The sequence below is a fragment of the Pseudoalteromonas sp. 1181_04 genome (assembly GCF_052850545.1).
Window position 1 is genome coordinate 38,349 of record NZ_VXCS01000011.1, and the last position, 11,755, is coordinate 50,103.

Annotated in this window: 9 protein-coding genes; 3 read left to right on the forward strand and 6 right to left on the reverse strand. The window is 39.9% G+C overall.

All coding sequences use genetic code 11. The features are described 5' to 3' along the window. Nucleotides 1–232: 232 nt before the first annotated feature. On the reverse strand, nt 233–1,753 hold the full coding sequence (exaC, locus tag FW757_RS10635) for an acetaldehyde dehydrogenase ExaC (protein WP_145234333.1): 1,521 nt from the start codon (nt 1,751–1,753) through the stop codon (nt 233–235). A 189-nt stretch (nt 1,754–1,942) separates the two neighbouring features. Here exaC and FW757_RS10640 point away from each other — a divergent pair, with 189 nt between their 5' ends. Next, the gene (locus FW757_RS10640; protein WP_182717568.1) at nt 1,943–2,845 is read left to right on the forward strand and encodes an AraC family transcriptional regulator; all 903 of its coding nucleotides are present in this window, start codon (nt 1,943–1,945) and stop codon (nt 2,843–2,845) included. Between the two features lie 306 nt (nt 2,846–3,151). Further along, nucleotides 3,152–4,534: a Na+/H+ antiporter NhaC family protein gene (locus FW757_RS10645; protein WP_182717569.1), complete on the forward strand. Its 1,383-nt coding sequence runs from the start codon at nt 3,152–3,154 to the stop codon at nt 4,532–4,534. Between the two features lie 142 nt (nt 4,535–4,676). On the opposite strand, the gene FW757_RS10650 is transcribed toward FW757_RS10645, so the two are convergent. The 3 genes from FW757_RS10650 to FW757_RS10660 form a co-directional block, all read right to left on the reverse strand. Further along, nucleotides 4,677–4,916 carry a hypothetical protein gene (locus FW757_RS10650; protein ID WP_182717570.1) on the reverse strand — a complete coding sequence of 80 codons (240 nt, stop codon included), beginning with the start codon at nt 4,914–4,916 and terminating at the stop codon, nt 4,677–4,679. Between the two features lie 2,081 nt (nt 4,917–6,997). Further along, complete coding sequence (locus tag FW757_RS10655; RefSeq protein WP_182739518.1) at nt 6,998–7,471, reverse strand: RES family NAD+ phosphorylase; 474 nt, start codon at nt 7,469–7,471, stop codon at nt 6,998–7,000. After that, complete coding sequence (locus FW757_RS10660; protein WP_182760761.1) at nt 7,471–7,905, reverse strand: antitoxin Xre/MbcA/ParS toxin-binding domain-containing protein; 435 nt, start codon at nt 7,903–7,905, stop codon at nt 7,471–7,473. Before FW757_RS10660 ends, FW757_RS10655 begins: the two co-directional genes overlap by 1 nt. Before the next feature lie 384 nt (nt 7,906–8,289). Here FW757_RS10660 and FW757_RS10665 point away from each other — a divergent pair, with 384 nt between their 5' ends. Continuing rightward, nucleotides 8,290–10,470 carry an OsmC domain/YcaO domain-containing protein gene (locus FW757_RS10665; protein ID WP_182760762.1) on the forward strand — a complete coding sequence of 727 codons (2,181 nt, stop codon included), beginning with the start codon at nt 8,290–8,292 and terminating at the stop codon, nt 10,468–10,470. A gap of 80 nt (nt 10,471–10,550) precedes the next feature. On the opposite strand, the gene FW757_RS10670 is transcribed toward FW757_RS10665, so the two are convergent. Beyond that, nucleotides 10,551–10,955: a DUF1801 domain-containing protein gene (locus FW757_RS10670; RefSeq protein ID WP_182760763.1), complete on the reverse strand. Its 405-nt coding sequence runs from the start codon at nt 10,953–10,955 to the stop codon at nt 10,551–10,553. Between the two features lie 150 nt (nt 10,956–11,105). Continuing rightward, nucleotides 11,106–11,696, reverse strand: coding sequence for a DUF1287 domain-containing protein (locus FW757_RS10675; RefSeq protein WP_182760764.1), 591 nt, complete (start codon nt 11,694–11,696; stop codon nt 11,106–11,108). Nucleotides 11,697–11,755: the final 59 nt, after the last annotated feature.

Consider the following 11,755-nt stretch of genomic DNA (forward strand, 5'->3'; position numbering starts at 1 on the left):
TTTTTATTGATGTATTAACCACAGTCGAATTCCTATTTTGATTCAATCGGTTACTTCTATTTCACGAAAAATATAAAAAGAGGACTTGGTGTTGTTTTAATTGGCATTTTGGAAGGTATTACAGGTGTTTGAGGATATAAAGCGCAGTGCTTTAGAAAAGTAAAAAAGCGCTGCAACAATACAGCGCTTTCATTACTCATAAAAATTATTTGTTTAAGCTTAACCGCTTTATTTAAAAGAAGCCGAGCGGATCTTCGCTGTAGCTTACTAATAAATTTTTAGTTTGTTGGTAATGGTCAAGCGCAAGCTTGTGGGTTTCGCGGCCGATGCCTGATTTTTTATAACCACCAAACGCAGCGTGTGCAGGATACATATGGTAACAGTTGGTCCATACACGGCCTGCTTCTATTTTGCGGCCAAAGTGATAAGCACGGTTCATGTTGCGGCTCCATACCCCTGCGCCTAGACCAAATTCAGAGCTATTAGCCAGTTCGAGTGCTTCGGCTTCGTCTTTAAAGGTCGACATTGAAATCACCGGGCCAAAAATTTCTTCTTGGAATACCCGCATATCGTTAGTGCCTTTTAACAGCGTTGGCTGAATGTAATAACCGCCATTTAGCTCATCTGTTAGTTGCTCTACATTGCCGCCAGTAAGTACTTGTGCGCCTTCTTTTTTGCCAATTTCAATATAGCTGAGAATCTTATCAAACTGTGCTTTAGACGCTTGTGCGCCTACCATGGTTTCACTATCAAGCGGGTTACCGCGTTTAATTTTTAATGTGCGCTCTAAAATACGCTCAATAAACTGCTCGTAAATATCTTCTTGAATAAATAGTCGCGATGGGCAAGTACACACTTCACCTTGGTTAAAGTACGCAAGTACTGCGCCTTCAATGGCTTTACTTAGGAAGGAATCGTCTTTTTCCATTACATCGTTAAAGAAAATATTCGGTGATTTACCACCGAGCTCAACCGTTGATGGAATAATGTTATCAGCGGCACATTTTAAAATGTGTGAGCCAACAGGAGTTGAGCCGGTAAAAGCAATTTTAGCTATACGCGTGCTGGTTGCCAGCGCTTCGCCCGCTTCTTTACCGTAGCCATTTACTACATTAAGCACGCCTGCAGGCAATAAATCACCAATAATTTCCATCAACACTAAAATAGATACTGGTGTTTGTTCAGCCGGTTTGAGTATCACACAGTTACCTGCGGCAAGCGCTGGTGCGAGTTTCCATGCGGCCATTAGAATTGGGAAGTTCCACGGAATGATTTGTCCAACAACGCCCAGTGGCTCATGAAAATGATACGCGACTGTGGTTTCGTCTATCTCGCCAATACTGCCCTCTTGGGCGCGAATACAACCGGCAAAATAACGAAAATGATCTGCCGCCAGTGGGATATCTGCCGCCAATGTTTCGCGAATGGCTTTACCGTTATCCCACGTTTCGGCAACTGCAAGAAGCTCAAGGTTTTGCTCTATCCGATCAGCTATTTTTAATAATATATTACTACGAGCCGTTACTGAAGTTGTACCCCAAGCAGCTTTTGCAGCGTGGGCTTTATCAAGGGCAAGTTCAATATCCGCTTTATCAGAGCGTGGTACTTTACAAAATACTTTACCATTAACGGGGCTAATATTATCAAAGTACTGACCATTTACAGGCTCGACCCACTGTCCGCCAATGTAATTACCGTACTGGGATTTAAAGTTAATAAGTGCGCCGTCGCTGCCAGGATTTGCATAGATCATTGTGTGTGTCCTTTATTCAAAATGTTGCTTTTTAAATTTAATCAAATTGACTAAGTTTGACGGGAGATTGTTGTTTATTTATCCGTCACCTGTTGACATTAGCTTATAAGAAGCATAAAAACTTGATTAGCTGTCCAAAAAACATGTCTGTGCGTCCAAACTCTGTTGGTCGTGTTTAAAGGAAATAAAATGAATACCACGTTATTGACTGAAAAACTGACTAAAAAGCGCCAAGCGGTTGATGTACTGATCGAAAATAAAATTACTTTTGCCTCAGACAACGCCGAGCTGAGCATTTACGACACCTACCAAGACGCACAAAAAGTAGCACTGCATTCCAGCGAACTGCTGTTTTGCGGCATGATCAGCGGTAAAAAAGTGATGCACGTTGCTGACAGTAACTACCATGAAGAATTTTTACCCCAGCAATCATTTGTATTAGCACCCGAACAAGGGGTTTTAATCGACTTCCCAGAAGCATCAATGAAGCAACCTACCACCTGTTTGGCTATCGAAATTAGCCGCGATAAAATCAGCCAAGTAGCTGACGCGCTAAATATGCAGCAGCAAATAAGCAGCGATGATTTTTTTCATTACATTCCAAAGCTGGTGCATACCCAACACAATCAACAAACCCAACAATTACTTGAACGGATGATTGGGTTATTTAGCGAAAACGAGCAAGATCGTCATTATTTAATTGATCTATCAGTAAATGAGTTAATCACTCGATTATTACAACAACAAAGCCGCGATTTAATGCTCGCCAATTGCCAACAAACTATTGCATGCCCATTAACCGATGCCCTACATTTTATTAAAGAACATCTTAATCAAACTTTAGATATCGATACTTTATGTAAAATAGCCTGCATGAGCCGTAGTAAATTTTACCAGCAATTCAAACTCGCCTTTGGGCAAACTCCGGCCATGTGGCAACAACAGCTAAGATTAAAGAAATCTCGCCAACTTCTACAATCAGGACAACAAATAAGCCAAGTTTGCTACGATCTTGGCTTTACCAATCCCAGTCATTTTAGCCGTTTGTTTAAGCAAAAATTTGGTGTTTCACCTAAACAATGCAAGCATTAATATTCATCTATTAAGAATTTTTAACTAAATTAAAAGTTTTTATTGACTCGAACGCAATTGCAGATTATTTTCCCGCTGATGTTTTTATCGGCATAACAATAGCGGCATGCATCCCCTGCACCGTCTGGCGCCAAGCCAACGCATTTTACTGTGTCGCAATTGTGCTAAACCCACCGCGAAACCTAACAGTGACTTCTGCGTGCAAAAGCAGTGACTTGGAATATCAGCCGTTGGGCTAACATTCTTTGTTTTTGTTAAGCAGTTTGAGCCAATTACTCAAATGCTTTTTATTTTGTGAATACTTAAATGCTCGAACCTTCTGCGTTAAGTCTTGTGCCGCCAGTTGTAGTGGTGGTTTTGGCGATCGTGCTACGTCGTCCTATTTTATCTTTGCTGATCGGTGCCCTTGTTGGCCTTGCTATGCTAAATCCTGTTGAAATGCTTAGCAACTTTGCTGCGGCATCGTTAAAAGTAATGGTAGATGAAACAATCGGCTGGCTTATTCTAGTGTGTGGTGGCTTTGGTGCGTTAATCGCATTGCTCGTGCGCACCGGTGGTGCAGCAGCATTTGGTAGTTTTGCGCTGCGCTTTTGTAAAGGCCCACGCTCATCGTTGATCATGACCTTTTTGCTCGGTATCGTGATTTTTATCGACGATTACCTCAATGCGCTTACCGTGGGTGAAACCATGAAACGCATTACCGATAAATTTAAAATCAGCCGTGAAATGCTTGCCTACGTGGTCGACTCTACCGCAGCGCCAATCTGTGTATTAGTGCCGCTGTCTACCTGGGCGGTGTTTTTTGGCGGCTTGTTGGTTGATAACAACATAGCCGTCGAAGGCCAAGGTATTGCTGTGTATATTCAAGCAATACCCTATATGCTGTATGCATGGTTTGCCGTGTTACTTGTGCCATTAGTGGTACTTGGTGTTATCCCTTTATTTGGGCCGATGAAAAAAGCCCAATTACAGGCGATGCAAGAACAACCGCAAGTAGATCCTGCACAGTACAACGAAGTGCAAACTGCCGATGAATACGCAGTAAAAGCCGTTGAAGAAAGCTTTGAAAGCGCAGACAGCCACGGCAAACTGTACAACTTTTTACTGCCTATATTATTGCTCGTTGCGTTCACTGTGTATTTTGACATTGATGTATACAAAGGGTTATTAGCGACATTCGCCGTGACGCTGCCATTTTATATGCTGCAAAAGCTAATGCCATTTGCCGAAATGATTGAAAAAATGCTCGATGGTTTTAAAAGCATGTTGCCAGCAATAGGAACTGTGATCGCCGCATTTATTTTTAAAGATGTGTGCGACCAACTACTATTACCACAGTTTGTAATTGATTCCTTAAGCCCATTCATGACCGCAGGCTATTTACCTGCAGTGGTGTTTTTAGCAATGGCAATTTTGGCGTTTGCTACAGGCTCAAGCTGGGGTATTTTTGCGGTAACAATTCCTATTGTGATGCCTCTGGCAGTCGCGGTTGATGCAAATATACCGCTGGTGATTGGTGCGCTGTTATCTGCCTCATCATTTGGTAGCCAAGCATGTTTTTACTCAGATTCAACTGTCCTTGCAGCACAAGGTTCAGGCTGTAACTTAATGAGTCACGCAATTACTCAATTGCCCTATACACTCATCGCAGCAGCCTGTGCATTTGTCGGGTTTCTAGTGATAGCATAACGACAAAGGTTAAAAATGGTCTAGCTTTTCAGCGCGGGAAATAAATACCCGCGCTAATTTTTTATCAAGGAAAGAATCGGATATAATAACGAAGCTAGAAATTTTGTAAAAGGAGTAATATTTTGCTCTACACTTGCCATTTCTAAAGCTTCCATATATGCCACACAAAAGGACGTATAGCAAGCGTTACATCGCCTTGCTGTTCATCTGGGCTTGAAGGAATATACCAACCTCGCATTACCTCTTTAATGAAGCCATGCTTAGTCAAGCGCTCTCTATCGGTGCGCTCAAGCATTTTCGATTGCACAGCAATAATGCCACTATCTTGCAATAGCTTTAATCGCTCTAGAGAATGTGTAAGCTTTACTGACACTTGATTCATGTTAACACAGCTAGTTTTTGCTGAAGTTGAAAATTAGCTTTTAGTGTAGTTAATTACTAGCTTTTAATGCAGCTGTGATAGCTTAGGAGAATTAGGTGCAGGAAAAAGTTAGCGAGGTGAAGGTTAAAAACAAACCCATTTAACTATACAGCCACTTTAATTGAGCAAACAAAACTGTACAACTAAATTTACTTTTTAGGCTCAAAACATTTCTATTGCTACTTGGTACTTGGTACTTTAATTTCAGCTATTAAATGGGTCATTATCCCTATTAAAGTCAAATTATTCGAAAAAAAATAACTGACTGATACTATTTAACTTTTTACTAAGTGGCCGGATTTTTAAGCTAACAACTATTTTGGCGTGAAATGCCTGCAAAACGTAAGATCTTTTAGATTGTTTGCCTGTGATTGTACTTTCTAAGCGTTTTTCACGCTGGTATGCATGAGTTGTAAAATAGGAACGCCCTCTTTATACTGAACGCATATATCCTTAGCCATCTAAAAAAGCCATAATCATTATGCTCAAGACTATTTATCCATCCAAAAGCTTGTTTATCCAGCTCTTATTTATTTTTATAATAGTAGCATCCATAATGCTTTCACATGAAGAAAAATCAAGCATAAAAACGGGGTACAGCCTTGAAACTCTCACTACCAAAATAGTTATCAACCATGGTTGGCCTCTAACTTATAAAAAAAGCCAAAGAGGGTGGCCTTCCATTATCTATTACACCAACTTGTCAATCATATTGTTAATTGCTTTTTTGGTCGGTTTGGTAATTCCTTTGGTGATTAATCTCGGCACTTTCTATTGTGAAAAAAGAAAAAAATAGAAAAATAAAGTTAAGAATACCATTAATTAGAGTGATATGGGATTAGGGGGCGGCTTTAACAATGTCTTTATTGGCTTGGCATACTCCTAGATAAATAAGCAGAGATAAAATCTGAAAGTTACTTATCTCTTTACTTATCTTTGCCTTCTACTTTCTACCTATTATGTCGTCGATGACACAACGTTTAGTAAAGTGTCTGTTAACGTAGGCTTTGCGCCAACTGCATTAAATGAAAGTTCATTTTAAGGCGACCTAACTATCTAATAGCTACGTTGCTTTCAATCAAAATAATAAGCCAACTATTACTCAATAATTACTCCTGTAATATTCCACTACGGGCCCTATGTCATAGTCAATCACGCACCTTGTTATTGAAAATTTATACACGCTAACAAATTGTTCACTAAATTTATATATTTGGTATTATTCGCTTTTTCGTATAATAAGTTAATAACGAATGAAGTAATAACAAACCTATAAGCTCACACACCGCTACTTCAGCAGTAGAGGTAGAACTAGTATAATAGAAAATAGAGGTTATTTTATAAACTCTTGTTGATAAGAAGTAACCAAACACACTAGGAAATATCAATAGTAATACCGAGCAGAGAATGATGAATCGTATGATCAAATGCTGATTTTTTAAAATATTATCTTCCCATGCTCGAACTACAACATACAGGTACGGAGCAAATATGAATGGGATATACAAAAAAAGATTTAAGCTCTCGTCGCGACGAGTGAGTATTCCGAAAATCAATAGAATACTAATAATTAGAAATAAAAGACTACAAATGACCGACAGTGTTTTAACAAAGAGTTGTTTCATAAGTGCTTATTATTGCCTAGATTATTAAATAAAGTTAAGATGAGATAGGTTAAGTTATTCTATCTATCAAATCAATAGATTAAAGAATCGCCCGCAAGCGCCCCCGTTTAAAGTAGTCCTAACTGAGCACTGTGCTTTTCTTTATTATCTAATTCGACTAACTGATTTTTGAACACTCCCCACCCGGCCTGCAATCAAGCACCCGAGGTTTTCGCTACGCTCTGTTAAATTGTGGCAGACACACAGTTTAAGAAATTAAACCCAGTATAATTAGTGAATAGCGATTCTTGCTTACAGTCTGAACTGTTTTGTATAAATAGCACTTATTGGAAGCAATGAAAATAGGCTCTAAAAACATGCCTGAGTGGTTGAAAATATATTTTCAAGCTGATAGTAAGCGGTCGAATCAGCCGCTTACTAAAGCTTTAAAGCCAATCTTTTAGGGTAACTAAATGGTTGGCATTCAACGCATTTTATTTCATGCGCATCAGTATGTGCGGGATTTATTATAAAATTATATTCATCTGAACAAACAGATGAAGGAACTTGCAGTACAGCTTCTCCCATACTCGTTAACCAGTCGCTACCCACTATTTGGGTTTTTAATATATAAGGGTGATCATCCCAGTCACTTGGTAGATCAGATACAACCAAGCGTTTAATTTTCAGTTTATCAGGTATCAATATAGATGTGACTGATAGCTGCTTGTTAAGTATATCCGTAGAGTCGTTCACTAACCTCTCAAGCATTGCAAGGGAGCGGCTACTTGCTGTGTAAACAACAGGTTTACCAGCCATGTGCCATCTACCTTCTGCATAAAGCCCACCTAGGCCTGATAGCGCGTTATTTGAATTGTTATGTTCAGTTGGGGCAATTCTATAACAAATCATCAAGCAGTGAATCCATACTCTAGCCCATAAATAATTCGCTTAATTAACTCACGGCCGCGAATGGTATGCAAAAACTCTTTTGGCGCTTTGCCATCGAACTGCGTATGAGCGGTGTTCAACCACTCATTCCAACGTTTTACATCACCAAAGTATGAAATACCTATAGATGACAAACGTGCAACTTCCAATGCATTTTGACTTAAGTTAATACCTAAACGTTTGCGCTCTTTTACATGTCGCTCTAATGTTCGCGTAGTAGTACCAATAGTCTTAGCTATGAGTTTTTGTTCCCATCCAAGCGATTTACTAAGAAGGAAAATAGACGAAGCTTTCAAGCCTGTAGTAGCAACAGTAATTTCTTCTAATGCATTAGAGTTGTTAGTGATTAACCCACCACTCACTACTTTTATAAAATCAAACTTTAAAGTTTCCATAAACACCTCCAGCGACAATTGTCGTTAATTATAATACCAAGTGTCAAAACTAGCAAGGTGACATAGCGCTATTCACTGATAGCTGAACGAGATGGCCGCTGGGGTTCTTGCATCTCATGCGCACCATGCAATTTGTCTAATTCTGTATCAGTCTAATGTAAAGTACTCTCTTGAGTAAATTCAAACACACTAACAACTTTGGCCTTTAACCTTGCTAACTTTACCCTCGCGAGCATTACTCTTTTTCCAATTAACCACGACTATTACTTGTATCTGCTCCCCTAAAAAGCGGATAATTGCAGCTAAATGAAAATACACTGACTAAGTCTGGCGCAAACACCTGCAAGCCTTACTTATTAGTGCGCATGAAGGTGGACCAACTCAATGGAAATTAAAGTTAATTTTCTCGATAATCTTAGATTAGAAGCTAAGTTTGACGATTTCTCAGTCATTGCGGATCAACCAATCCGTTATAAAGGCGATGGCTCTGCGCCAAGTCCGTTTGACTACTTTTTAGCATCTTCGGCTTTATGTGCTGCGTACTTTATTAAAGTGTATTGTAATGCCCGTGATATCTCGACTGACGGTATTCGTGTTGCGCAAAACAACATTGTTGACCCTGAAGATCGTTATAACCAAATCTTCCAAATCCAGGTTGAACTCCCTGAAAGTATTTCAGAAAAAGACCGCACCGGCATTTTACGCTCTATTGATCGTTGTACCGTAAAGCGTGTTATTCAAACCATACCTGAATTTAAAATTGATGCCATAGAAAGCTTAGATAACGACGCGCAAGCCATGTTAATGGCAAAATCAGCAGGCAGCGAAAACACCTTTATTTTAGGTAAAGATTTACCGCTTGAGCAAACCATTGCTGATATGACTGCGATTTTGGCTGACTTAGGCATGAAGATTGAAATTTCATCATGGCGTAATATTGTACCAAACGTCTGGTCATTGCATATTCGTGATGCTGCATCACCGATGTGTTTTACCAATGGTAAAGGCGCCAGCAAAGAAAGCGCATTATGTTCAGCCCTTGGCGAGTTTATTGAACGTTTAAACTGTAACTTTTTTTACAATGACCAGTTCCTTGGTGAAGAAATTGCCAACAGCGAATTTGTTCATTACCCGAACGAAAAATGGTTTCAGCTCACTGATGATGACTCACTACCAGAAGGTATTTTAGACGACTATACCTTGAGCATTTACAACCCTGAAGATGAGCTGTGTGGCTCGCACCTTATCGACACTAACTCTGGTAATGTTGAGCGAGGTATTTGCTCGATCCCATATGTGCGTCACTCTGACGGCGAAACTGTGTACTTTCCATCAAACTTGATTGAAAACTTGTTTTTAAGTAACGGCATGAGTGCGGGTAATAACTTTGCCGAAGCCAAAGTACAATGTTTATCTGAGATTTTTGAACGTGCTGTTAAACGCCAAATCATCGAGCAAGAACTGGTATTGCCAGACGTACCAGAAGCGATACTTGCTAAATATCCTAGTATTGTTGCCGGTATTAAAGGCTTAGAAGAGCAAGGCTTTCCGGTTGTTGTAAAAGACGCATCTCTAGGCGGGCAATTCCCTGTCATGTGCGTAACGTTAATGAACCCGAAAACCGGTGGCGTATTTGCTTCATTTGGTGCACACCCAAGTTTTGAAGTCGCCCTTGAACGTAGCTTAACAGAGCTATTACAAGGTCGCAGCTTTGAAGGTTTAAACGACGTACCTAAACCAACATTCAACAGCATGGCAGTATCTGAACCTGAAAACTTTGTTGAACACTTTATTGATTCAACCGGTAAGATCTCATGGCGCTTTTTCAGTGCTAAACACGATTATGACTTTGTGGAATGGGATTTTTCAGGTACTAACGAAGAAGAAACAGCTAGCTTATTTGGTATTTTAAAAGCCTTAGGTAAAGAAGCTTATATTGCTGAATTTTCAGACCTTGGCATCGCATGCCGTATTTTAGTGCCTGATTATTCAGAAGTTTACCCTGTCGAAGACTTAATTTGGGATAACACCAATAAAGCCCTTAAATACCGTGAAGATATTTTAAATCTGCACAGTTTAGATGAAGACCAACTTGCCGACTTAGTTGAGCGCTTAGAAGACAGCCAGCTTGATAATTACATCGATATCATCACCTTAATTGGCGTTGAGTTTGACGAAAACACCGTGTGGGGTCAGTTAACTATTCTTGAGCTTAAGCTGCTAATTTATTTAGCATTAGGCGATTTAGAAGCGACCATGGAACTGGTTGAAACCTTCTTACAGTTTAACGATAACACTGTTGAACGCGGGTTATTCTACCAAGCAATGCACGCGACTTTAGAAGTTGCGCTAAATGATGACTTAGAAATTGAAGACTACATTCACAGCTTCACCCGCATGTTTGGCCAAGAAGTAATGGATGCAGTCGTCGGCTCTATCAATGGTGATGTGATGTTCTACGGTTTAACTCCAACCAATATGCAACTTGAAGGGTTAGATCGTCATCAGCGTTTGATCGACAGCTATAAAAAACTGCATGGGGCTCGCGCTGCAAGAGCCAAATAACTATTGTCAGCGCGAGATTTGCGTAGGCGGGAGTTTATATCGCGCTGTTACTCTTTCTGTCGGACAATAACGTCTTAAATTTAAGCACCTAGCAATGGCAGGTGCTTTATTTTTTTATAGCGCAAAGCCAACGATATACAATGGGCTAGCTCTTTAACTGGCACGGTTTGATTAAGCTTAAACACCAAAGCACGGTTACCTTCATAGCTAAACGTATCACCATAAAGCTCTTTGAAGGTTTCAATAAGTTTAGTTTTACAGTTAAAGTAAATACAAAATTGCTCAGCTGATTTTGGTTTGTGATCAAAACGAATGGTAGAGCCTATTTTTGAAATATAACTCGGCTCTCCCCACTTGAGTGTTTCTTCAAGTTCAGTGATGCCATCCTGCACAGCTACCTGCAAAATCAGACTTCTGATCTCATGTAATACAACCGCGATATTTTCAGGGTACGTCGTAAATTTTTGTTTAACACTCTGATGCATTTAACGCTCCTTAAAGAGTCGTAAAATTAGGCTATTTCGTTAACTCAAGTATTTTTACTTTGTTTATCTGTGCTGAGTAAATTTTGCCCTGCCACTTCGACTTTTTAGCTAACTATGCTGGCTTTTCTGAATGTTTCCAGATACCCGCGATCAATTAACGGCTGGCTCATACCGATAATGCCCTGTAATTTTATAGCGAAACAGCACGTCTTCACGCTGCGGCCCTGCGCCTATGTTATGCACTATCAATGGGGTTTTGTTATCTGCAGTGTATGTATCTACCACGATACCGATATGCGGCAAATTGCCCGGCAGCATCCACGTGACAATATCGCCTGCTTTATAGGTCTGAGCATTATTAGTTATGGGCAGTACTGTACCGTGGCGTTTAAAAAAAGCCTGTAAATTAGGCACGCGACGATGATCTATATTACTATCGGGTTTAGTAAGCCCCCATATTCTTGTTGATGGATAGACTGAAAAATTATCGCGCATATCTTCATGAACTAACTTTTGTAAATCGATACCCAATGCTCGGTAGCTGCGAATAATCACATCTGTGCATACGCCAATATTGGCAGGTACATCGCCATTTGGATAGGCAATACGGTGATAAGCGCCGTCATAGCGCACGCTTTGTGTTGTTCTATCATTTGCAGCGTTTACAAAATCATCAGCAAATGAGTTGGCTAAGCTATAAAAAGGGCTTAGCAGTAGCAATATGGACACTATCTTATTCATCAAAATCCTAGCGGTTTGAGCTGTTCCTTTTTTATATAGTTACACTGTATGTACATTTT